16 protein-coding genes are annotated in these 24,593 nt (G+C 46.0%); all 16 read left to right on the forward strand.

Annotated elements, in window-relative coordinates; translation table 11 throughout:
* Positions 1-148: 148 nt before the first annotated feature.
* Complete coding sequence (locus F458_RS0102210) at positions 149-1,378, forward strand: nucleoside recognition domain-containing protein (protein ID WP_018981743.1); 1,230 nt, start codon at positions 149-151, stop codon at positions 1,376-1,378.
* An 81-nt stretch (positions 1,379-1,459) separates the two neighbouring features.
* Positions 1,460-2,167 (forward strand): SIMPL domain-containing protein, encoded by a 708-nt coding sequence (locus tag F458_RS0102215; protein WP_018981744.1) that lies wholly within the window; start codon positions 1,460-1,462, stop codon positions 2,165-2,167.
* A gap of 16 nt (positions 2,168-2,183) precedes the next feature.
* Positions 2,184-2,642 carry a GAF domain-containing protein gene (locus F458_RS0102220; protein WP_018981745.1) on the forward strand — a complete coding sequence of 153 codons (459 nt, stop codon included), beginning with the start codon at positions 2,184-2,186 and terminating at the stop codon, positions 2,640-2,642.
* The gene (locus tag F458_RS0102225) at positions 2,639-2,929 is read left to right on the forward strand and encodes a hypothetical protein (protein WP_018981746.1); all 291 of its coding nucleotides are present in this window, start codon (positions 2,639-2,641) and stop codon (positions 2,927-2,929) included. Before F458_RS0102220 ends, F458_RS0102225 begins: the two co-directional genes overlap by 4 nt.
* A gap of 14 nt (positions 2,930-2,943) precedes the next feature.
* Entirely contained in the window at positions 2,944-3,609 is a 666-nt protein-coding gene (gene proQ / locus F458_RS0102230) for an RNA chaperone ProQ (protein ID WP_018981747.1), read from the forward strand.
* 3 nt (positions 3,610-3,612) lie between these two features.
* Entirely contained in the window at positions 3,613-5,652 is a 2,040-nt protein-coding gene (gene prc / locus F458_RS0102235; protein ID WP_018981748.1) for a carboxy terminal-processing peptidase, read from the forward strand.
* Positions 5,653-5,750: 98 nt separating this feature from the next.
* Positions 5,751-7,085, forward strand: a complete 1,335-nt coding sequence (locus tag F458_RS0102240; protein WP_018981749.1) for a sodium-dependent transporter — start codon at positions 5,751-5,753, stop codon at positions 7,083-7,085.
* A gap of 18 nt (positions 7,086-7,103) precedes the next feature.
* Positions 7,104-8,576 carry a Na+/H+ antiporter NhaC gene (nhaC, locus tag F458_RS0102245; RefSeq protein WP_018981750.1) on the forward strand — a complete coding sequence of 491 codons (1,473 nt, stop codon included), beginning with the start codon at positions 7,104-7,106 and terminating at the stop codon, positions 8,574-8,576.
* A 14-nt stretch (positions 8,577-8,590) separates the two neighbouring features.
* Positions 8,591-11,200 (forward strand): aminopeptidase N, encoded by a 2,610-nt coding sequence (gene pepN, locus F458_RS0102250; RefSeq protein WP_018981751.1) that lies wholly within the window; start codon positions 8,591-8,593, stop codon positions 11,198-11,200.
* Positions 11,187-11,417 (forward strand): DUF2835 family protein, encoded by a 231-nt coding sequence (locus F458_RS21190; RefSeq protein ID WP_083928559.1) that lies wholly within the window; start codon positions 11,187-11,189, stop codon positions 11,415-11,417. The genes pepN and F458_RS21190 overlap by 14 nt, the downstream gene beginning before the upstream one ends.
* A gap of 183 nt (positions 11,418-11,600) precedes the next feature.
* Entirely contained in the window at positions 11,601-13,667 is a 2,067-nt protein-coding gene (locus F458_RS0102255; RefSeq protein WP_018981752.1) for a DUF1302 domain-containing protein, read from the forward strand.
* A gap of 12 nt (positions 13,668-13,679) precedes the next feature.
* Positions 13,680-15,047, forward strand: coding sequence for a DUF1329 domain-containing protein (locus tag F458_RS0102260; RefSeq protein WP_018981753.1), 1,368 nt, complete (start codon positions 13,680-13,682; stop codon positions 15,045-15,047).
* Between the two features lie 65 nt (positions 15,048-15,112).
* Positions 15,113-16,147 (forward strand): WD40/YVTN/BNR-like repeat-containing protein, encoded by a 1,035-nt coding sequence (locus F458_RS0102265; RefSeq protein WP_018981754.1) that lies wholly within the window; start codon positions 15,113-15,115, stop codon positions 16,145-16,147.
* 9 nt (positions 16,148-16,156) lie between these two features.
* Positions 16,157-18,478: an efflux RND transporter permease subunit gene (locus tag F458_RS0102270; protein ID WP_018981755.1), complete on the forward strand. Its 2,322-nt coding sequence runs from the start codon at positions 16,157-16,159 to the stop codon at positions 18,476-18,478.
* Between the two features lie 189 nt (positions 18,479-18,667).
* Positions 18,668-23,506, forward strand: a complete 4,839-nt coding sequence (locus tag F458_RS0102275; RefSeq protein ID WP_018981756.1) for an NAD-glutamate dehydrogenase — start codon at positions 18,668-18,670, stop codon at positions 23,504-23,506.
* A 62-nt stretch (positions 23,507-23,568) separates the two neighbouring features.
* Positions 23,569-24,576, forward strand: a complete 1,008-nt coding sequence (gene pyrD / locus F458_RS0102280) for a quinone-dependent dihydroorotate dehydrogenase (RefSeq protein ID WP_018981757.1) — start codon at positions 23,569-23,571, stop codon at positions 24,574-24,576.
* Positions 24,577-24,593: the final 17 nt, after the last annotated feature.

Consider the following 24,593-nt stretch of genomic DNA (forward strand, 5'->3'; position numbering starts at 1 on the left):
TTCTTTTACTATTTTTCTATGCATATACTGCAAGGCTATAGGCTTGCTATTTTAAATGCAAGTTTATAGCCTTGCGCTAAAGGTTTATGATTTAGCGTTAAACGGTTTCTGATACACTGCCTAAAAGGAATAAAAACAACAAGCGCGAATGATTCATAAAATTTGGTTAACTTTCATTCTGACTGCTTTTCTGGCGACTTGCTTTCAGGTAGTAAGTGGCACTAACGATGCCGGTTTTGCTCAGGTAATGACCGCAGTTAACAGCATGGCCGAGTTAAGTGTAGAAATAGCGTTGGGTCTTATCGGTGTGCTGGCGTTCTGGCTCGGCATTTTTGAAGTGGCAGAAAGGTCTGGGATGATTCAAAAATTTGCCCGATTACTTTCACCTTTATTGTGCAAGTTAATGCCTGAGCTGCCCAGAGACCATCCTGCGCTTGGTAGCATTACCATGAATTTATCGGCTAATGTAATGGGCCTGGACAATGCAGCTACGCCGTTCGGCATTAGGGCAATGCAGGATATGCAGAGTCTTAATCCTCATCGTGAGACCATTTCCAATAGTCAGATACTGTTTTTGGTTCTTAATACCTCATCAGTGACATTGTTCCCCATTGCAGTCTTTTTATACCGGGCAGAGCAGGGTGCAGCCCTGCCAACGGATGTATTTATCCCTATCTTACTGGCCACCAGCGCCTCGACCATCGCTGGCGTCGCAGTTACCGCTTTGGTTCAGAAGATCAATTTATTTCAAAAGACCATTATTATTTATGCCACGCTGATATTTGCAACGTTAACTGCCATAGTCATGTACTTTTCGACGCTGGCCACGGACGTATTGGCCAGTCAGTCCTCAATGGTGGCTAACTTCTTATTATTAAGCTTTATCGTTACAGTCCTACTGGCCGGCTATAAAAAGCAGTTAAATACTTATGATGTATTTATCGAAGGGGCGAAAAAAGGCTTCGAGGTGGCAATTTACCTGATTCCCTATTTATTAGCGATGTTGATAGCAATTGGTATGCTGCGTGCCAGCGGTGTTCTTGAGCACATCTCAACGCTGATAGCCAGTGGAGTTGCGATGTTAGGTGGGGATACGCGTTTTGTTGATGCACTGCCAACTGCACTGATGAAGCCGTTGTCAGGCAGTGGCGCCCGGGCATTAATGATAGAAACAATGCAATACCAGGGCGCTGACTCTTTTGCCGGAAGACTATCCTCCGTATTGCAAGGCTCTACCGAAACGACATTTTACGTGTTGGCTGTGTACCTTGGTGCAGTTGGGATAAAACATGCCCGGCATGCGGTAGCGTGCTGCCTGGCGGCCGATGCCGCCGGTATAATAACAGCTATCACAGTTAGTTATTGGTTCTTTGGCTAGCGGTTGTTCATTCAGTATTCACGTTGAGGTATTCATAGTGTCAGCAAAAATTCACCGTCACACGTTAAACAGGAGTTGTTTATGACCAAATATAAATGCGGCCGTTTTTTATCTGCAATCTGCTCAGTTGCAATCACAGCACTGGTTTTTTCTGCATCCGCACTTGCTCAGCAAAGTAAACCAGCGCAGATACAGGTTCAGGGAAGCGGAAGCGCCTCTGTAACGCCGGATGCTTTCACAGTGACTTTTGTACTGGAACAAAAAGGGGAGACAGTAAGTAAGCTGAACACGCAGCTGCAGCATCACCTTAACCAGCTGACCGACTTTTTACTTGAGCAGGATGTGCCGGCTAAGCAAATTCAGTCAATGCAGGTAAGACTGGCACCTTGGTATGAAAATGCCAGAGAAGGCAGAAAGCAACAGGGTTTTATACTTACGCGCGAAATTTCAGTTACGCATAACCATATTGAACACTATGACAGAATTATAGATGGTGCGCTCAAGCGAGGGGTAACCCGGATAAGTCAGTTTGATCTTATTTCACAGGATCAGCAAAATGCGTTTAAGCAAGCCTTGATAAATGCTATCCGTGACGCCAAATCCAAGGCTGCGCTGATTGCCGGAGAGCTTGATGTAAACGTGGGCGATGTCATTGACGTTACTCAACAATATGGCGGAAGAATAATGACTTCCAGCAAGGCAAGTATGGCGATGGCTGATGAAAGCGGCAGTATGCCAGGTCAGCAGCAAATAGAAGCAAATGTAAGTGTCACATTTGCACTTAATTGAATTTTAATGGAGAACAATGGTGTCCGAACAGATTTATGAGCGTTTAGTAAAACAAGCTGAAGCACTGGTCAGTGGCGAGCATGATCTTATCGCGAATATGGCCAATCTGAGCGCTCTGCTTTACAACAATCTGGAGCAGGTCAACTGGGCAGGCTTTTATCTTTATAAAGAAGAACAATTAGTTCTGGGGCCATTTCAGGGTCAGCCAGCGTGCATACGCATTCCCATGAATAAGGGGGTATGTGGAACTGCGGCTCAGCAAAATAAAACGCTCGTGGTGGAAGATGTCCACACCTTCGATGGACATATAGCGTGTGATGCAGCCTCTAATTCAGAAATTGTTATACCACTGTATGTTAATAACCAGTTGCTGGGAGTGTTAGATATCGATAGCCCGGAGATAGGGCGCTTTGGAGCAACTGATCAGACCGGTCTCGAAAAAATTGCCCGAATTTTAGAGACAACGCAGTTATGAAGGATAATGTAGACATTCATGTTGTGCTTGCAACGCCTCAGGATATGGATGACTTTCATACCGATCCGGTGGAAGCCGCAGAACGTTTAAATTTTATCCTGCATGGTGTGTATGACAACGCTGATGAGGATATCGATACCGAGCGGCTTGAACGAATATTGCACTATACTTGGGAAGAGTGGCACCGAAATGCCAGTTTATTAGACATTGATGATGATGAATTACTGGATTGGGTTGACCACACGCTGGCAACTTGGGATGATGCGGATAATTCGGAATTTTACTAACTAGCGTTAAATTAATGGAATCAGCAGAGAAGTTTTCTAACAGCAAAGAAGTTATTGCCTATTTGGCAGAGCGTTTTCCTCACTGTTTTTCTACCACCGGCGAAGCACAGCCGCTGAAAATCGGTATCTTTCAGGAACTGGCGCAACGATTGGAAGATGAGGAACGTATCAGTAAAACACTGCTGCGCTCTACATTAAGACATTACACTAATAGTTGGCGTTATCTGCATAGCATCAAAGAAGGCGCCTACCGCGTGGACCTTGATGGTAATCAGGATGCCCAGATAGAGAAAGAACACGCCGACCACGCCAGGCAGCAACTTGACGAAAGCAAAGCCAAGGCAGCAGAGAAACGCAAGGCGAAACAGCAACAGGATGGTGAAAAACGTCCGCCCCGTCGTAATACTGCGAAACCTGCTGTCGGACCAGCAAAGCGGGCGAACGAGACAAAAAAGGGAACTAAACCGAAATCTGATAGACCAATGAAGACACCCCCGGCACGTTTGTCTGAGTCCGATCTTCATGCCGGGACGAAAGTGACGGTTAAGTTGGGCAAGGCACCAATGCCTGCCGTAATTACTGAAGTTGCCAAAGATGGCATCCATGTTCAGCTTGATACCGGAATGGTAGTAAAAGTGAATTCGGACGCATTACGTTTGGCTGGCTCCAAGAGGTCGTAAAACATGAAAGATATCCTTCGTATTTCCATTGCAACTGCATTTCTGACCATGGGGGTTGGTGCGGGTGCTGTTACAACAACACCTGATGTTGAAGAGTTGCCTATTCTGCAACAGGAGACTCAACATAGCGTTGCGGCGAAACGGGTGAGTGCATTGTTCACCCGGGCGCACTACAAGGAAATAGCGTTGGATAACGCATTGTCGGAAAAAATCTTCAGCCGTTTTCTCAAGGCATTAGATAACAACAAGCAAATTCTGCTTGCTTCCGATGTCGAAAACTTTTCCCGCTATCAAGACGATTTTGATGAGGCGCTGACCCGTGGCAATTTAAAAATCGCGTATGATATGTTTAATCAGACCTCAGAACGTCGTATGCAACGTTACGAGTATGCGTTGTCTCTGCTTGATGAACCGTTTGATTTTGAGAAGAAGGACGATAAGTTTTATTACGACAGAGAAGACGCCACGTGGGCCGAATCAGAAGAAGCCCTGAATGAAATCTGGCGTCAGCGTGTTAAATATGATGCGCTTAACCTGATTCTGGCGGATAAAGACTGGGAAGAAGCAAAAGAGCTTCTTACTAAACGATACAAGCGGGCTATCAAGCGCATTAAGCAAACGCAAAGCGAAGACGTTTTTCAAACGGTCATGAACAGCTTTGCACGCAGTATTGAAGCACATACCAGTTATCTTTCCCCCCGCAATGCGGACCGCTTTCAAATGGAAATGAACCTTTCATTTGAAGGTATTGGGGCAGTTCTGCAAAGTGAAGAAGATTTTACTGTTATAAAAAGTATTGTTCCGGGTGGGCCGGCAGATAAGTCAAAGGCACTTAAGCCTGAAGATAAAATCATTGGTGTTGCCCAGGATGACGATGAGTTTGTTGATGTGGTTGGCTGGCGACTGGATGAGGTTGTCGAACTGATTAAAGGTCCGAAGGGCTCCACGGTGCGATTACAGGTTCAAAAAGGAGCCAGTGAAAGCAAATCCATGTCGGTAGTCGATTTGACCCGTGACAAAATCAAACTTGAAGATCGCGCCGCGAAATCAGAAGTCTACGAGCCTGAAAGTGGTCCGCATCAAGGTGAAAAGCTGGGCGTTATTACGATCCCAAGCTTTTACAATAATCTGCATGAGGATGTCAGTAAGGAGCTCGACAAGCTGAATGCACAAAACGTTAAAGGGATCATCGTCGATCTGCGCGGCAACGGTGGCGGCTCACTTACTGAAGCAACCTTGCTGACTGGCCTGTTCATTGAAAAAGGTCCGGTGGTCCAAATTCGCTACGGTGAGGGCAAAGTCAGTGTTAATCGGGATACAGACGGTGATGTTGCTTATGAAGGTCCTTTGACTGTGTTGGTTGATCGTTACAGTGCGTCTGCCTCAGAAATCTTTGCTGCTGCCATGCAGGATTATAACCGTGCATTAATTATCGGTGAGCAAACTTTCGGAAAAGGCACCGTGCAGCAACATCGTGGTTTAGGTCGCATCTATGATTTGTACGAAAATCCATTAGGCAGTGTGCAATTCACTATTGCTAAATTTTACCGTATTGACGGGGGGAGTACGCAGCATAAAGGCGTAGTACCGGATATTAAGTATCCAAGCCCGATAGAACCGGCTGAATGGGGTGAAAGTCAGGAAGAAACGGCACTTCCGTGGGACAGCATTGACCGGGCAAATTACGCAACATTTGGCGCCGACCAGGGTGCGGTAGATGTACTGACGGCCAAGCATAATAAACGCATCATGGAAAACCCTGAGTTCAAATATATCTACGAAGATATTGAAGACTATAAAAAGAAGAAAGATCGTGACTATGTCTCCTTGGTTAAGTCGGAGCGACTGGCGGAAAAAGAAGAAGAAGAGAATGAAGAATTGTCTCGTGCCAATGAGAGACTGGCTCGTCTGGGTAAAGAACCGATAGAGTCAATGGACGATTTGCCAGAAGATATTGAAGAGCTTGACCCTTTCCTTGACGAAGCAGCCAACATCACATTTGATATGCTGAACACTGGAAAGTATGCAATAAATCATAAATAAAACGGTAAAGTCAAAAAAGGCTGGTGTTGAGCCAGCCTTTTTTATGTGCTTAGCACTCATAATAAAACAACAAAACAATAATAAACAGGAACACAATCATGGCTATGCGAGGTGAATTCTCGTCGCGTATCGGCTTCATATTGGCCGCAGCGGGTTCTGCCGTAGGGTTAGGGAATATATGGGGCTTTCCGACACAAGTTGCCAGTAATGGTGGCGCAGCATTTGTGCTGGTCTATCTGCTTTTAGCGTTTGTACTGGCGTACCCCGTACTCATGGCAGAATTGATCATTGGCCGGGCCAACCGATCAAATATGGTTGATGCACTGGGGAAAATTTCTAACAGTGTTTTGGGCAGAGCAACAGGTATTTGGGGGTGTGTGACTGTCTCCATGATTCTGGCCTTTTATGCCATTGTTGGCGGCTGGATGCTGGCTTATTTTGCAGATGCCGGTGTATCTATGGTCGGGGCAACATCAGTCTCTGACTGGCTAATGGGCTTTTCAGTACCCCGAAATATGATTTTTTGCGGGATTTTTCTTACCCTGACTTCTCTGATTGTGCTTGGCGGAGTCAGAGCTGGCATTGAGAAGTGGTCGGTGCGCCTGATGCCGACACTGGTTATCATTATTTTGATGTTGATCGTCTATGTAAGCTTCCAGCCAGGCGCTGTAGAAGGGTGGAGCGCTTACCTTGTTCCTGACTTTTCTCGTGTTTTAGAACCAGATTTGTTGATCAGTGCGATGGGCCAAGCATTTTTCTCTATGTCCCTGGGTGTGGGTACCATGCTTGTATACGGCTCCTATGTTAGTAAGGAAGAAAACCTGCCTTCTATTGGCGCTTCCGTGGCGTTAGTGGATATTGGTGTCGCCATCATAGCGGGTATGCTCATTATACCGTCAATGTATGTCGCCCTGCATAACGGTGTCGAAATTTTCTCACCTGATGGTGCACTGATCGAGGGTGATAAACTTATCTTTACCGTTCTGCCTGCACTTTTTGATTCAATTGGCAGTGTCGGACTCTTTGTCTCTTTTGCCTTTTTTGCACTGATGGTTATCGCTGCTGTTACTTCGTCAATCTCTATGCTTGAGGTGCCTGTAGCTTACATGGTTGAAAGCCGGGGCATTGCGCGTCAAAAAGCAGTATGGTTGATGACGGCAATTATATTTTGTTGCAGTACTATTATCATTTTCAATTTTGAAGCGCTGTTCGGGCTTGTCATTGCCGCCACTACGCAGTGGAGCCAGCCTTTGCTGGGACTGGTATTGTGTATCTTCGCTGGCTGGGTATGGCGACGGGATGCTATTTTGCAGGAACTTAAATCCGGCAGTCCTGATGCAGAAAATGGTATGTTCTGGAAGATCTGGCCATGGTATGTTCGGTTTGTCTGTCCGGTTGTAATTGCCATCATGTTTGCACGTACGGTGCTGTAAAGCGGGATAAAAATAATAATGAATAAAGATGTCAAAGCTCCATCCCTACTGGATGCTCTCCTGCCTGTTATAGCACTTATCATTATGATGAGTGCTGCAGTTTATTTGTTTGGCGATAACTCCTCGTTTGGTCCCAACCAGATTGCACTGTTACTGGGGACCGGCCTTGCAGCAGTAATAGGCATGAAAAACGGCCATAAGTGGAAAGATATTGAGCAGGGCATTGTTAATGGGATATCCATGGCGCTGGGTGCCTGTTTGATTTTACTCGCTGTAGGCTCTCTCATCGGTACCTGGATGCTGGCGGGCACTGTACCAACTCTCATTTATTATGGTCTGGAATTACTTAACCCTTCTTTTTTCTATGCTGCCACCTGCCTGATTTGTGCTGTGGTTGCAATGAGTATCGGTAGCTCCTGGACTACCGCGGCAACCGTCGGTGTCGCGCTGATGGGCGTAGCATCGGGCATGGGTATGTCAGAAGCGGTTACTGCTGGCGCGGTTATATCCGGATCCTATTTTGGCGACAAAATTTCGCCACTATCGGAAACCACTAATCTTGCACCTGCGGTAGCAGGCACTGATTTATTCGAACATATTCGTTACATGCTGTGGACCACGATTCCCAGCTTTTTAATAGCATTACTGGTTTTTGTATTTCTGGGGTTCAATGAATCCGGGGATGTTACTGCTCAACGTATTGAACAAATGCAGGCGCTGTTGGATGAATCATTTACGCTGGGCTGGCATTTGCTTATTCCGTTAGTCGTTTTACTGACTCTCGCGGTACGTAAGATGCCCGCGTTCCCGGCCGTGTCCATTGGTGCGCTGGTTGGTGCGTTGTGGGCTGTTATATTCCAAAGTGATGTTGTCCTTAATATGGTCGCGACCGGCGATAATGGCGCGGTAGGAATGCTCAAGGTGGTCTGGAAAGCACTGTACGACGGTGTTGCTTTTGCAACCGGCGATGACAACCTTAATAGTTTGTTAAGCAGGGGCGGTATGTCTTCCATGCTTAATACGATCTGGCTGATTATTTGCGCCATGTCATTTGGTGCCGTGCTGGAAAAAGTCGGCTTATTGAAACGAGGCGTCACGACAATTTTGCGCGGGGCTAAATCCGCGGGTGATATGATCAGTCGTACCATCCTTACGTGTTTAGGTACCAATCTTGTAACAGCAGACCAGTATATGGCCATCGTTATGCCGGGCCGGATGTATAAAGAAGAATTCGAAAAACGTGGATTACATCAGCTTAATCTTTCCAGAAGTCTGGAAGATGGCGGTACATTGACCTCGCCGCTGATCCCCTGGAATACCTGTGGCGCTTACATGCAGGGCGTGCTCGGTGTACATCCGTTCGAATACATCTTCTACGCCGTTTTCAACGTAGTAAACCCGATTTTGGCGGTGATCTACGCCTATGTCGGTATTAAAATTCTTCAAATTAAGCCTCCTTTTGACGCAGAAGCGAAGGAGTCAAACGCATAATCCCGGGAGGATTAATGAGTATGCAGGCCAAAAAACGGGCGGATTATCAGCCGCCCGCATTTTCTATTTCTGATGTAAAACTAGATGTCAGACTTCACCCTACCGCAACTAACATCATCAGTACGCTGGCAGTTGCGCGTAATGGTTCACATGATCATGCGCTTGAATTAGACGGTGATAAGCTAAAACTTATTAGTGTAGAAGTGGCTGGTGAAGCATTCGAACACTTTACACAAACCGATGATAAACTGGTGCTGGAAAATGTACCGGATACCTTTACGCTAACCATTGTCAATGAGGTTGATCCACAAAATAACCAGGCGTTAGAAGGGCTTTATCTTTCCCAAAATACCTACTGTACCCAGTGCGAAGCCGAAGGCTTTCGCAGAATAACGTATTACCTCGACAGGCCTGACGTTCTGGCGACGTTCGAAGTTACCATGCATGCGGACAAAGAGACGTATCCAACACTATTGGCAAACGGTAACCTGATCGATAAGGGTGATAATGAAGATGGCACCCACTGGGTGAAGTGGCAGGACCCATTTCCTAAGCCCTGCTATCTTTTTGCGATGGTCGCCGGCGACTTTGACCTGCTTCAGGATACATTTACCACAGCTAGTGGTAACGATGTAAAGCTCGAACTGTACGTGGATAAGGGTAAAAAGCATCGAGGTGATTTTGCCTTAGCGTCTCTGAAGCGTGCGATGAAATGGGACGAAGAGACCTATGGCCTTGAGTACGATCTTGATATTTACATGATTGTAGCCGTCGACTTTTTTAATATGGGAGCAATGGAAAACAAAGGCTTGAACATTTTTAACAGCAAATTTGTTCTCGCTGATCAGCAAAGTGCTACTGATGAAGACTTTTTCAATGTAGAGTCCGTCATTGCCCACGAATATTTTCATAACTGGACAGGCAACCGTGTTACTTGCCGTGATTGGTTCCAGTTGAGCCTCAAAGAAGGACTAACAGTATTTCGGGACCAACAATTCAGCGCTGATATGACCAGCGCTCTTAGCAACCGTATCAAACACGTTCGCGTAATGCGGGAGCATCAGTTTGCCGAGGACGCCAGTGCGATGAGTCATCCTATTCGGCCTGAAGAAGTTATTGAGATGAATAATTTCTATACAGTGACTGTCTACGATAAGGGCGCAGAAGTTATACGCATGTTTCATACTCTGCTCGGGGAAGACGGTTTCCGCCGTGGTATGGATGAGTACTTCCGGCGCCACGATGGCCAGGCGGTAACCTGTGATGATTTTGTTGCCGCGATGCAAACAGCGACCGAACTGGATCTGACACACTTTGCCCGCTGGTACTCACAGTCTGGCACCCCGGTTATTACAACGACCACACGCTATAGCGAAGACAGCAGGCTGATGGACATTACCATTGCGCAACATACACCACCTACTGCAGATCAAGGCACCAAGCAGCCTTTGTTTATTCCCGTTGCGTTTGACTGCATCGATTCAAAGGGCAATCATTACTCGGATGTGGACAGCAAAGTCAAAGATGGTGTATTGATGCTGGACGCTCCCTCAGTCACATTGCATTTTACTGAGGTTGATGAACCGCTCATTCCAGTATTATTAGGAAATTTTTCTGCTCCGGCTAAAGTAAAAAATGCTTTAAGTGTCGAGCAATTGCTTAGTATTTTTAAGTACGCCAATGATGCGTTTAATCGGTGGGATGCCCTGCAGTCGGTATATAGTTGGTGCATCGATGAATTCGAACAGGGGCAGGGTGACCAGATATCTGCAAGCGTCTGGCAGGCTTTAAGTGATGTGATTAGCAGCGAAAAAGACAATCTCGAGTTATTGGGAGAATGTCTGGTTATTCCGTCGTTTGAAACGCTCAGTCAGGCGCGGGTGCTGGTCGATCCGAATACATTAAACCCGGCGCGCGAATTATTTTGCAAGGCATTCGCAACGCAGCTTGAACCAGAGCTAACCAACTTATATGAGGCCATTGAAACAGGTACTTACGCATACAATCAACAGGCGGTAAATGCCAGACGTTGCCGTAATGTTGTTCTTGGTCATCTTGCCCGAACGTCAAAAGGCGCCGAACTTACCAGTGAACAGTTTACCTCGGCTGACAATATGACCGATTCACTGGGTGCTTTGAAGGCGGCACAGGGTGCTGTTCCCGAGACATTTGAAACATTGATGCAGCAATTTGAGAAAACCTGGAATAATGATCCTTTAGTTTTGGATAAATGGTTTGGCCTACACGCAACCACTGAACGGGATGATATACTCAGCCAGTTATCGCTGCTCCAGCAGCACCCTCAATTCACTATCAATAATCCGAATCGGGTGCGAGCGGTAATTGGCACTTTTGCTTTTTTCAATACAGCAGGATTCCATGATAAAAGTGGATCGGGTTATAAATTTGTCACCGATTACTTGCTGAAACTGGATGAAGTGAATCCCCAGGTGGCGGCTCGAATCGTTACACCGCTAACTCAGTGGCATAACTATGCGCCTGCGTATCAAACCCTGATGAAGACACAGCTGAATCGCTTGCTGGGAAAAGAAGGTCTGAGCAAAGATCTGTTTGAAAAAGTCAGCAAAAGTCTGGCTTATGAGACGATAAGTGAGCGCATATAACTATTATTTTTTCTCTCTGGCTGCGACTTATCGCGAGTGTGAGAAGCTCTATCGCAGCCCGGGGGGAAACATATTACTCACGTCAGAAAGCGGGCACCGGGTCCAGGTGCCTTGTGCCACATTACGCCCCTTCCTTACCTCTATAGGAATACACGGACGCTTTAGACTGACTGTTTCTCCTGCCAACAAAATCATTCGCTTCGAAAAAATTCAGTAATATTATTCGCTAGTGTGACATTGCGTGCCATCCCCATAATATAAAACCCTGCTCGTAATCAAATTGTTAACTGGTACGATTAGTTCTTGCGATTCGTTGAAAATGATGTAATGATTTTGTTAATCGTTATGGTAGGTTAACCTTACAGCGCCACCACAACGTCAACTTGGGAGAATAAAAATTATGACAACAAGGTTACGCGCATTTAACAAATCACCTGTCGCGGCTGGCGTAATTGCTCTGTTGGGCGTTGCTTCTACACCCACGCAAGCAGCAAACTGGCAGATTGGCGATGCGAATGTCACGCTAGATTCAACATTTACCTTGGCTACCAGTATTCGAGTAGAAGACAGGGATTACAGTCTTATTGGTAACAGCAATCATCCACAGTTTGACTGGTCAGGATATAATGCTGCTAGCAATATCATTTACCCAAGTGCCGACGTGTGGGCACTGTCTGGCGATGGTTCCTACTCCACAAACGGTGATTTGGGCAATCTTGCTCACGATCCCGGTGAAGCTTTCTCGACTCAGATCGCAGGTAACCATGAACTGGATGTTAACTTTGGCGATTATGGCTTTTTTGCCCGGGGTTTCTGGTTCTATGATTTTGAACAGGAAAACGGTACATCAGCTAACGCCAACCCGATAACCGGCGAACATTACGATTTGTGTAAAGATTCTGAAGCCAAAGATTTGCTATGTGCAGATATTCGGTTACTTGATGCATTTTTCTACGGTGACTGGTGGCTGGGTAACAAGCCATTGACCGTTCGTGTAGGCCAACAGGTTATTAGCTGGGGCGAAAGTACGTTTATCCAGCATGGTATTAATACTACAAACCCTATTGACGTTACTCGTGCTCGCGCACCGGGTGCCGAATTGCGTGAAGTGTTTATTCCAGTAGGCATGGTCTACGCGTCTTTGGGATTAACCATGAACGTTAGCGTGTCAGGTTATTATCAGTACGAATGGGAGCGCAGCTGGCTGCCTGTGGCAGGCAGTTATTTTGCCACTAACGATTTCGCTGGTGAAGGCGGTCAGTTTAATAACGTACAACTTGGTTTTAGTGGTAACCCGGATATCAATCTTGATACCTTGCTTACACAGCTAAATGAATTGGGGGCTGCGCTCAATGGTGGTGCTGATCCCTCTCAGATATCTCAGGCATATCTTGCTTATCCAACCAAAGTTGCAGTGCGCGGGTACTCTGACCAGGCGCATAATGATGCGGATGATCAGGGCCAGTACGGCCTTCGTCTTACCTGGTTTGCTGAAAATCTAAACGAAACAGAGTTTAGTTTTTATCACATTAATTATCACAGTCAGAGACCGCTGATTTCAGGCGTAACCTCTGATTTTACCCAAGAGGGTATTGCCAGTGATATCGCATTTCTACAGCAAAATAACATCACTCGTGAAAATATCACTGAATTAGGTGCATTTACCCAGTCGCGTTTCTTCTATCCTGAAGATATCAAGCTTTATGGCATGAGCTTCAATACCAACATTGGTACCACTGCATTCGCCGGTGAATTTGCTTATCGCAAAGATGAGCCGCTGCAAATCGATGATGTGGAATTGCTCTATATGGGCATGCCAGAACAGTTAGCGAATGCCGGGTTACGCCCTGACTTAGCCGGCATCTCTCAGCTTAATAATATTGGCCGTGATGTAGGGCCGGGTGAGACCGCTCAGGGGTTCGTATTTTCTGATACCTGGCAGGCGCAGTTTACGCTTTCTCACGTGTTTGGCCCAATGCTTGGCAGTGACAACCTCGTTTTGCTCGGCGAAGCTGGTTACGTAGATGTCATGGATTTTCCGGATCCAAATGTACTGCGTCTGAATGCTCCAGGCACCGCGCGTACGCCTTCTTTAGAGCCTACACCAAGTGGAAATCCACGGACCGGGTTACATGAAGGTCTGTCAGACGGACCTGAGGATAATCCTTTTGCCACAGATTCTGCCTGGGGCTATAGACTTTTAGCCGTTGCAGATTTCAATAGCATCATGGCAGGCGTAAATATGCGCGCCCGAGCGACCTTCTCCCACGATGTTGATGGTACGACGCCTGATCCGCTGTTTTTGTTCATTGAAGATAGAAAGTCAGCTAATATCTCATTAACGTTTGATTATCTGAATAGATGGTCTGCAACGGCATCCTACAATACCTTTTTTGGTGGTGTAGGAACTACAAATCAGTTATCGGATCGCGACTTTATTTCTTTCAACATCAAGTATGCAATCTAAAGGGTAGTTACTATGATAAGAAAATTTGGCTTTATCGCAGCAACAGTTTCGTTAGCACTGGCCAGTACGGCAGCTATAGCAAAAGTATCACAGGAAGAAGCAGATAAGCTGGGGAATTCATTGACCCCGCTGGGCGGCGAAATGGCTGCCAATGCTGACGGCAGCATTCCTGCATGGACCGGCGGCATTACCGAAGCGCCAGCAGGGTTTGAAGTCGGCGACCACCACCCGGATCCATTTGAGGGTGATGAAGTCTTGTTTACCATTACAGCAGACAACTACAAAGAATATCAGGAGCATCTTTCAGAAGGGCAGATAGCGCTATTTAAAGCCTATCCAGAAACGTTCGAAATGCCGGTATATAAAACTCGTCGCTCTGCCTCAAATCCGCAGTCGGTTTATGAAGCAACAAAAGAAAATGCTACCAGAGCAGAGCTTATTGAAGGTGGAAATGGGCTTAAAGGCGCGGTTATGGGCATTCCATTTCCGGTGCCTGAAAATGGTTTGGAAGCAATCTGGAATCATATCTTACGATATCGTGGCGAGGCGGTTCAGCGTTATGGTGGTCAGGCAGCAGTAACAGCATCTGGCGACTATAACGTGATTGGATTTGATGAGCAGCTGTTAATTAAATATGCTCAGGATGATATGACGCCTGAAGAGCTGCTCGATGAAAATATATTGTTCATGTTTAAGCAAAAGGTCACCAAGCCTGCGCGTCTGGCTGGCACGGCACTACTGGTGCATGAAACGGTAGATCAGATTAAAGAGCCTCGTCGCGCCTGGACATATAATACCGGACAACGCCGGGTCAGAGCGGCACCGAACATTGCTTATGATACGCCGGGAACAGCTGCTGATGGCCTTCGTACTACCGATGATTTCGATATGTTTAATGGTTCCCCCAACCGTTATAACTGGGAATTAAAGGGTAAAAAAGAAGTTTATGTTGCCTACAACAACTACAAACTACATGGTGAAGATGTATCTTATTCGGATATTTTGACCCCAAACCATATTAATCCAGACTTAACCCGCTGGGAGAAGCACCGTGTTTGGGTGGTAGAAGCCACTCTTAAAGAAGGTTTTCGTCATGTTTATCAAAAACGCGTATTTTTCATCGACGAAGACAGCTGGCAAATACAGATAGCCGATATGTATGATAACCGCGGCGAGTTGTATCGTGTGGCTTTTGCATACGGGGTTAATTATTACGATGTGCCTACACAGTGGTCAACATTAGATGTCTACCATGATTTAAATTCACGTCGTTACCTGGCGATAGGTCTGGATAACGAAGAAGAAATCTATGACTTCAATATACGTCCTCGTGATGTAGAGTTCACACCTCAGGCGCTGCGTCGCGAAGGCATGCGATAAACGTCCAAACTGGCAACCGTACGTGCGGTTGCCTTTTCATTTATATTTTCAGGATTGTTTCTCATATGAAAAAACCACTGGCAGCATTCGCTGCGCTGGCAATTAGTACTGCTGTTTTTGCTCAGGATGCCTACCAGGCTCCGCTAGTTGAGCAGTCATTATTGCTTGATATTACGGCAGGTGAGCAGGTTGTCATAGTGGGAGAGCGCGGTCATATTTTACTCTCTTCTGATGGCGAAACATTTGCACAGGCGAATGTGCCAACCACTGCCACACTGACAGCAGTAACACTTATCGACAACCACATCTGGGCCGCAGGTCATGATGCCACCATTATTCACTCTGCAGATGGCGGTCAAACATGGAACCTGCAATTTGAAGCGCCCGACAAGCAACGTCCCTTTCTGGACATTACATTTTTCAATAAACAGCACGGCGTTGCAGTAGGCGCTTATGGCATGTTTTATCGTACACAAGATGGCGGTAAAAAGTGGCAGTCAGAACAACATGTGTCGTTACTTGATCCTTACGACAGGGAATATCTGGAAGAGGTAAGAGCTGAAGATGAAGCATTCTATCAGCAAGAGCTGAACTCTATATTACCTCATATCAACCGTGTTACGTTGGTCGATGATCGCTTATATTTAGCCGGAGAAGCTGGAACGCTGGCTTATAGTAACGACATGGGGCATACCTGGCAGCGGTTTGAGGTCGATTACACGGGCTCATTTTTTGACATTAAGCCCCTTGATGCATCTACGCTTCTTGCTGTTGGCTTGCGGGGAAATATATTTGTAATGCGGGATGACCAGCAATGGGAATATGTGAAAACCTGCTCAACAAGCACCCTTAATTCTATTTATCTGGAAAACGATGACACTGTTTATGCCCTGGGTAACAATGGCATGGTGGTGTCATTGTCCCGGCCGCTTCCGGTAAGTCAGCATGATCCTTATGCCAACCCGGCAAACTGCGAACCTGCGGAGGGGGTTTCAGCCAGACAAGTCGCCAACAAAGCTGCCATCGTCAATGCTGAAGGCTTCCAGGGTAAAGTCATCGCCGTTACTGCTAACGGTATTGAATCGCTAAATTTACAATAAGAAGTTGCCATGTCGAGTATTACCCACTTTTTAGAAAGGCTGATTTTCGCCAACCGAATAATCGTTATTGCCTTGTTTGCCATAGTTACACTTTTTCTGGGCTATCAATCCTCGCAAATCCGTTTGGATGCTGGTTTTGAAAAAAATATTCCCCTTAACCATGAATATATGCAAACTTACATGGCTCACCGCAAAGATTTTGGCGGTGCTAATAGTGTCTATGTTTCCGTGTGTGATAAGAGCGGTAATATCTTTAATCCGGTCTTTTTCGACACCCTCAAAAATGTTCACGATCAGCTTTTCTTCATCAATGGTGTAGACCGTTCATTAGTGGTATCACTGTTTTCGCCATCCACCCGTTTTACCGAAATCGTCGAGGGAGGTTTTGCTGGCGGCCCCGTCATCCCGGCTGATTTTGACTCGAAAAACCCAGCAGCGCTGGACAAGGTTGCCGCAAATATTGAGAAAGCTAATATTGTCGGGCGTCAGGTAGCGAGCGATTACAGTTGCGCTATGGTCACCGCTCAATTACTGGAGCTGAACCCGGAAACGGGCGAACCTTTGGATACGTTGGCGCTGGCAGAGCAACTGGAGAACAAATTACGCGGTCAGTTTGAAAATGATCGCATTTCTATTCACGTCATCGGCTTTGCGAAAATGATCGGTGATGTTGCTGACGGTGCCAAAGATGTAGTGTTCTTCTTTGCTATCGCGTTAGCTATTACCGCGATCATGGTTTATTTCTTCTCTCGAAGTGTCATGTTGACAGTACTTCCGCTTACATGCTCATTCATTGCTGTGGTCTGGCAAATGGGATTATTGTCGCTGTTAGGCTTTGGTATTGATCCGATGTCTATTTTGGTGCCATTTCTCGTTTTTGCTATCGGTGTGTCTCACGGCGTACAAATGATCAATGCAGTAGAGAAAAAAGCGATAGGGGGGGCCGGCGCTAAACATGCAGCTATGTTCGCGTTCAAAAGTCTGCTCATACCCGGTGGTATCGCGCTGCTCTCTGATACCGTAGGCTTTATGACATTGCTGGTGATTGATATAGGTATTATAAGAGAGTTGGCCATTACCGCCAGTATTGGGGTAGCGGTAATCATCCTCACTAATCTTATTCTGCTACCGGTACTGATGAGCTACTTGAAACTTGACCACAAATACGTGGCTAAGTTTGAGGGTAAAGAAGCGCATTCGCTACGTTTCTGGCAATTTGTATCACGTTGTTCTGATAAAAAGCCTGCTTATACTATTCTTGCGATAACAGCGCTGCTTCTCGTTTTTGGTCTATATCAGTCGCAGCAAATGAAAATTGGTGACTTACATGCAGGCGCACCAGCTTTGCATGAATCCTCCAGGTATAATCAGGATACATTTTTAATCACTGATAAATATGAGGTTACGGTAGATTACCTTTCTGTCCTGGTTGAAACCACCGGAGATGCCTGTACCAGTTACGACGTGATGCGCTCCATTGATGATTTTCAGTGGAAGATGGAAAACGTCCCTGGCGTACAATCAGCCGCTTCACTGGCCTCAATTGCTAAAGTGGTTAACGCAGGTTATAACGAAGGCAACGTAAAATGGGAAGTATTGCCACGTAACCAACAGACATTGGTGCAGGCCATAGCCAGAGTTCCAACCTCATCGGGCTTACTCAATGGTGATTGCTCCGTTATGCCCGTTATCCTGTTTATGGAGGATCATAAAGCAGAAACCATTACCCGTGTCGTGGATGCGGTAAAAGCGTATCGTAAGCAATACGAAACCGATGACCTTAAATTCAGCCTGGCCTCAGGACCGGTTGGTGTAATGGCAGCGACCAATGAAGCTGTCAAAAATGCTCAGATACCTATGATGGCATACGTATTTGGCGCGGTTATTCTGCTTTGTCTGCTTTCCTTTCGCTCACTACGCGCAACACTGTCTGTTGTTCTGCCACTTTATGTGGTGTCGGTGCTGGCTCAGGCACTGATGACATTTTTAGAGATCGGCCTGACAGTTTCGACATTGCCCGTCATTGCGTTGGGCGTGGGCATTGGTGTTGACTATGGTATTTATATTCTGTCCACCATGAGCTATCGACTTAAACATGGAGATAGCGTACAACAAGCTTATCTGACCGCCTTGCAAGAACGGGGTAGTGCGGTCCTGTTTACCGGTATTACTTTGGCGGTAGGCGTAAGCACCTGGGTGTTTTCATCTCTGAAGTTCCAGATGGACATGGGTATTTTGCTCACCTTTATGTTCTTGGTGAACATGTTGGGCGCTATTATCGTATTACCGGCATTGGCTAGGGTGCTTTGGTTTAAGCGTAACGAAGACTAGCCACCCGAATGCAAAATATTTTTGCATAGGTAAGCACCAGAAAGGCCCGTTAGGGCCTTTTTTATAGGTGTTTTCTGCATACTTATCTATGCTGTTAATTTAACGTTAAAACAGGCCTTTTAATACGTTCCTGTTTTAGCGAAAATGGTTAAGGTTTTTCCGCACTTACGACAAACTTAAGGTTTATACATGACAGTCACCACCAAGCGACACTCTGTACTTCTTGATAACGTTTTTTCGCTAATTGATAAAAAGGTGGATACAAACCAACAAGCGCTGGTGAAACAGTTCGGTGAGCTTCTTTATAAAAACATCTCTAACGAAGATTTGGAACACCGTAACGACAGCGACCTGTATGGCGCCACTCTCAGTCTCTGGAACACGCTCTACGACTTTGATGAGACCAAACCCTACATCAAAGTTTTTAATCCCGAAATCTCCAAACATGGCTGGCATTCAAGCCATACCATCGTAGAAATCGTCGTAAAAGACATGCCATTTTTAGTTGATTCTGTGCGCATGTCTTTAAACCGTTTGGGAATAACTGCGCATCTTCTGCTACATAGTCCGATAGGCCTCAAACGTGACAAAAATGATAAAATCACTGAATTTAAAGAGCCGGGTAAGAACGGTAAAGACACCCGTAAGGAAACCGTCCTTTTCATTGAAATAGATCGGCAGACCTCACGTAAAGATGTTGAGGCGCTTACCAAAGAATTGCATTCTGTAGTAGATGAGGTTTCTCTGGCAGTTAATGACTGGCAGGAAATGGCCAATCAACTTAAAGCCGTTAAAGACGATACTAGCAAGTTAAACTGGCCGGTTGACGAAACCGGACAAAAGAAAATCAAACAATTTTTGGACTGGCTGGGCGACCATAATTTCACCATGATGGGTTACCGTTTCTACAGTGTAAAAGCTATCGAAGGCGATCATCGCTGGATACCAGATAACGACAGTAGCCTTGGTCTGATGAAAAACTCGATCAGCGACCGTGAACGGCTGTTATCCAAACTTCCGGCCTCTGCCCGAGAAGAGGCATTAAGCGACAACCCGCTGATGCTGACCAAAACCAATACCCGTTCCCGGGTCCACCGCCCAGCGTACATGGATTATGTCGGCGTAAAAGCCTATAACGACAAAGGCCATGTAATCGGGGAACATCGTTTTCTGGGTCTGTACTCCGCCTCCTTCTACAATGCCAGCGTTACGCAGTTGCCTATATTGCGCGAAAAAATTCAGGAGATTTGTGACTTAAGCGGTTTTGAGCCCGGTACGCATGCTTATAAAGCATTTGTCAATATCGTAGAAACCTATCCGCGAGATGAATTACTGCAGACCCCCGCCGAAGAGCTCAAGCAAATTGTAATGGGTATCTTTCAAATGCAGGAGCGCGGTATTACGCGACTGTTTATTCGCAAAGATGTGTTTGGCCGGTTTTTCTCCTGTATGGTGTTTGTGCCCAGAGAGCGTTACAACACCCAATTGCGTAAAGAAACCCAGGCACTATTGAAAGAGTCGCTGGGAGCCACTGAAGAAGTCGAGTTTACTACATTTTTCTCAGAATCGGTTTATGCCAGAACGCACTACATTGCCAGGGTAGACAATAACAACGCGGAATATGATGTGAAGGAAATTGAACAGAATATTATTGAGCTGACAAAAACCTGGAATGACCGACTGGCCTCAGCCATCAGTCAGGCTCATGGTGAAGCCAGCGGAAAAGCACTGGAACGTAAATATAATAATGCGTTCAGCCGAAGCTACATGGAACAGAATTTACCCAGTGTGGCATTAGTTGATATCGGCAAGCTGGAATCGCTTAACGATGAACACCAGCTGGATATGCTGTTTTATCGGCCTCAGGAAGAGGGCAAAGACAGCGATGTTGTAAAACTCAAGCTGTTTCATAGAGCAGAGCCAATACATCTGTCTGATGTGTTACCAATGCTGGAAAACTTTGGCTTGCGCGTTATTGATGAAAGTCCGTTTAAAATCACTTGCTCAGAAGGGGAGCTAAATTATGTGATGGACTTCACTATGTTGCATAAAGCAGGCGATAAACTGGATATGGAAAAAGCGCAAAGCCTTTTCCAGAATGCTTTTGCCAAAGTTTGGAAAAAGCGTTTAGAAGATGATGCTTTCAATCGGCTCGTACTTGGCGCCGGGCTGACCGGTCGTAAAGTTACAATATTGCGGGCTTACGCAAAATATATGCGTCAGACTGGGAGTTCCTTTAGCCGCGATTATATCGCCAATACGTTGTCAAACTATCCAAAAATTGCCAAATTACTGGTGACATATTTCGAACTTCGCTATCACCCACATAAAACACGGACTAAAAAACGCGAAGAAACCGTGCTTAATGAAATTAAGGCCCAGCTTGACAATGTTAGCAACCTGGACGACGACCGGATAATTCGCCGTTATCTGGATTTGATGCAGGCTACTTTGCGGACAAACTTCTACCAAAATGATAGTGAAGGTAAAGAGAAGCCGTATGTTTCATTTAAAATGGCGCCGGAGAAAATCCCGGAAATGCCACTACCTTTGCCAAAATTTGAAATATTTGTCTACTCACCGAAGGTCGAGGGCGTGCATTTGCGCGGCGGCAAAGTTGCCAGAGGGGGCCTGCGCTGGTCTGATCGGCAGGAAGACTTCCGTACCGAAATTCTGGGTCTGGTAAAAGCACAGCAGGTTAAGAACACGGTAATCGTGCCGGTAGGTGCAAAAGGCGGTTTTGTCTGTAAAGATATTCCTGCTGGCGCCAGTCGTGAAGAAATTCAGGCTGAAGGTAAAGCCTGTTATCGGACGTTTATAAGAAGCCTGCTCGATATTACCGATAACATTGTAAACGGGGAAGTGGTTCCCCCAGAAGATGTTGTACGTCTTGACGATGATGACCCTTATTTGGTTGTTGCCGCTGATAAAGGCACTGCAACATTTTCGGATATCGCTAATGGTATATCTGATGAATATAATTTCTGGATGGGGGATGCCTTTGCTTCAGGCGGCAGTATCGGTTATGACCACAAAAAAATGGCTATTACTGCACGTGGCGCCTGGGAATCGGTTAAACGTCACTTCCGTGAGATAGGCGTTAATTGCCAGACTACCGAGTTTAGTTGTGTGGGTATCGGTGATATGGCAGGGGATGTATTTGGTAACGGTATGCTTCTGTCTGAACATATCCGTTTGATCGCAGCATTTAACCATATGCATATCTTTTTTGACCCTGATCCCGATGTGGCAAAAAGCTACGCCGAGCGTCAACGTTTATTCGAAAATCCAAGCCTAAGCTGGGACGATTACGATAAAAAGCTTATTTCAAAGGGTGGCGGCGTTTTCAGTCGCAAAGATAAATCTATCAAGCTCACGTCAGAGATGAAAAAGTGGCTGGATACTCGCCAGACCACCATGACGCCGAACGAACTTATTCACAATATTCTTAAGATGTCAGTGGATCTTATTTGGAACGGTGGCATCGGTACCTATGTGAAAAGTAAAAAGGAATCCCATGCAGAAGTTGGCGATCGCGCCAACGACGACCTACGTGTCAATGGCCGTGATGTTAAAGCCAAAATAATTGGAGAGGGCGGTAACCTGGGTCTGACTCAGCTTGGCAGGATCGAATATGCTGCTCAGGGTGGTCGGGTCAATACCGATTTCATTGACAATGTGGGTGGCGTGGATTGCTCAGATAATGAAGTAAATATCAAAATTCTGCTGAACAACCTTGTAAGCAATGGCGATCTGACGATTAAGCAGCGCAATAACTTGCTGTTTGAAATGACCGACGATGTGGCCAAACTTGTGATAGAGGATTGTTACCGTCAGACCCAGTCTATTTCTATTACCGAGCTAGCCGGGGTTTCTGCGTTGAAAGAGCAGCTACGTTTCATCCACGGACTGGAACGTGAAGGGCGTCTTAACAGGGAACTTGAGTTCATACCTTCCGACGATGAAATCTCTGACCGTGTTGCAGAAGATAAAGGCTTGACCCGGCCGGAATTAAGCGTATTGATCGCGTATGGAAAAATGGTTTTGAAGGATGAGCTCAACATCCCGGCTATTACTGAAAATCCTTACCACGGTCAGCTCTTAATAGAAGCATTCCCTAATGTATTGCGCGATAAGTTTGAAGAGCAGATGCAACAGCATCCACTGCGTGGTGAAATTATCGCCACCAAGCTTACCAACAATATGATCAACGATATGGGTCTCAATTTTGTTTTTCGTATGCAAGAGGAAACCGGCGCAACAGTGGACGAGATAGCTAACGCTTACAGTATCGTTAAAGGAATTTTCAATATTGGTCCGTTGTGGCGCCGTATTGAAGAGCTTGATACGAAGATTGATGCTAAGTTGCAGCTTAAAATGCTTGAGGAAGCGCGACGTATTATGCGCCGGACAGCGCGCTGGTATATTCGTCATGGTAATCAATCGTTAGGTATTCAGGAAGCCATCGATGCGTATCGTGGGACCTGCGAAAACTTGCGTGAAAATCTTGAACAGTATCTTGTAGAAGCAGAATTCGCCACGCTGAATAAAAATACAGACTCGCTTATTGAGCAAGATGTACCAAAAGATATTGCCTTTCAGGTTTCCAGTTTCTCGAACTTGTTCTCAAGTCTGGATATTGCGCAGATAGATGAGTCTTCTGAGCATAAAACATCTGTCATCGCGAAATTGTATTTTCAGTTGGGCAATCAGCTTGAACTTCACTGGTTCCTCGATCAGATTAATAATCAGGCTGTCAGTAACCATTGGCAGGCACTCGCCCGGGCATCATACCGTGAAGAACTGGATTGGCAGCAGCGTTCTATCACTGCAAATCTGTTGCAAAGTCGTCCTGATGCCTCTGATGCCGACGAAATACTGAGCAACTGGATGGACAATAATCAGGCGTTACTTAAGCGTTGGTATCATATGATGTCTGAGTTCAAGACCAGCTCAGCGCATGACTTTGCTAAGTTTTCCGTCGCTTTACGTGAATTGATGCTTTTAAGCGTGAAGGCTAGCCATTAGAATAGAGCCATTCGTCTAAACAAAGCCCTGTCTGACAGGGCTTTTTTATAGCTTGTTGAGATATGCCAACCATAGCCCAGAACCTGTTACTCAAAATTGAACCGGAAAAAAGTCACGACTTAGCCCTTAAGTGGTTGAAACGTACACAGCACACACCGTTTAAGTGGCTGTATAGCCAGTCGCAAGTAAACAAGCCGTTGACTGTTGCGGGTGTTGACTTTCCCAATCCCGTTGGGCTAGCTGCCGGTCTGGACAAAAATGGTGATTGCATCGATGCGTTTGCAGCCATGGGATTCGGATTTATTGAAATTGGTACGGTAACGCCTAAACCACAGCCGGGTAATCCAAAACCCCGGTTATTCCGCATCGAAGAAAAACAGGCGATCATCAATCGCATGGGTTTCAATAATAAAGGCGTGGATTATCTGGTTGAGAATGTCAAAAAAGCAAAGTTTGATGGCGTAATCGGTATTAATATTGGCAAAAACAAAGATACGCCAGAGGACAAGGCACTGGATGATTATCTGATTTGCCTGAATAAAGTTTATCCTTATGCCAGCTATATTACGGTGAATATTTCATCTCCCAACACCCCAGGTTTACGGGAATTGCAGTACGGTGATGCGCTGGACGCGCTGTTAGTTGGCCTTAAATCCGGTCAGGAAAAGTTAACCAAAACCCATGGTCGTTACGTCCCGTTATTTATTAAAATCGCCCCTGACTTAAATGATGCACAGATTGACAGTATTGCCGCCTCATTATTGCATGCAAAGATGGATGGCGTTATAGCGACTAACACGACATTGAGCCGCGAGTCGGTTAAGGGTTTAGCTCACAGTGAAGAGGCCGGCGGCCTTAGTGGTGCAGTTCTCACAGAACAGGCGACTTACGTGACCCAACGACTTAATCAGGCCCTCGACAGAGCAATTCCTATTATTGGGGTAGGCGGCATAGATAGCCCGAAAGCTGCCCAGGACCGATTCAACGCCGGTGCATCTCTGGTTCAGGTATACTCCGCGTTTATTTATCAGGGTCCTGAACTGATAAAATCCATTGCTCGCGCTATTTAATTTTTCCTGACGCCGGC

The organism is Salinimonas chungwhensis DSM 16280, assembly GCF_000378185.1.
GTDB lineage: Bacteria > Pseudomonadota > Gammaproteobacteria > Enterobacterales > Alteromonadaceae > Alteromonas > Alteromonas chungwhensis.